At 57.0% G+C, this 214-nt stretch carries 1 rRNA gene; it reads right to left on the bottom strand.

The window, feature by feature from the left end:
* Nucleotides 1-4: 4 nt before the first annotated feature.
* A 5S ribosomal RNA gene (rrf, locus tag AB4Y44_RS43110) occupies nucleotides 5-118 on the bottom strand.
* Nucleotides 119-214 lie beyond the last annotated feature (96 nt).

Below are 214 nucleotides of genomic sequence, written 5' to 3'. Positions count from 1 at the left end.
AGGAGCCTGACGATTACCTACTTTCACACGGGCAATCCGCACTATCATCGGCGTGGAGCTGTTTCACGGTCCTGTTCGGGATGGGACGGGGTGGGACCAGCTCGCTATGGTCATCAGGCATGACGGGTTGCTGCGTCGCAGGGTTCTGCGCCACAGCCAATCGGGAAGAAGCGTAAAGAGGTGTTGCTGAATTGGGGTTGTGTTGTTTCAGGCA

Source organism: Paraburkholderia sp. BR10937, assembly GCF_040965695.1.
In the GTDB taxonomy this organism is placed as follows: domain Bacteria; phylum Pseudomonadota; class Gammaproteobacteria; order Burkholderiales; family Burkholderiaceae; genus Paraburkholderia.
The sequence above is the reverse complement of the archived record's forward strand: the minus strand, read 5'-3'. Positions and strand labels throughout refer to the sequence as shown.